The 374-nt window shown below is 55.1% G+C and carries 1 protein-coding gene; it reads left to right on the top strand.

All coding sequences use genetic code 11. The features are described 5' to 3' along the window. On the top strand, positions 1 to 374 hold a 374-nt coding region (locus tag C162_RS36530), incomplete at both ends, for a hypothetical protein (RefSeq protein WP_162174506.1).

Below are 374 nucleotides of genomic sequence, written 5' to 3'. Positions count from 1 at the left end.
GTTGGCTGGGAACGTCATTAAGCATCGTGAAAAAGGGTGACGGTTCGGCGACTACAGACAGCGTGGCGCAGACGCTGAATGTTCCGTCTCGTCCGGCAGCACCTGCGGGTGTGGCTTCAACGGATGAAACCGCGATTGATGCGAAGGACGGCACACTCATCAATGTGAATACTGGGATGGAATATAAGCGTGGAACGGCAGGTGCTTGGTCGAATGTTGCGGGTACAAGCGTAACAACCCTTGAACCGGATACCTATTATGTCCGCACGAAAGCGACAGCGGCAGCATTCGTATCGGAAGCGCAGCCTGTAACGGTGAACGCATATGTGCCAACAGCAGAGACTACCCCGGCAGCGGTGATCGACTATACTGCG

The sequence above is a fragment of the Paenibacillus sp. FSL R7-269 genome (assembly GCF_000517865.1).
Taxonomy (GTDB): Bacteria; Bacillota; Bacilli; order Paenibacillales; family Paenibacillaceae; genus Paenibacillus_AQ.
Note: the sequence above shows the minus strand (reverse complement) of the source record. Positions and strands in the feature narration are given on the sequence as shown.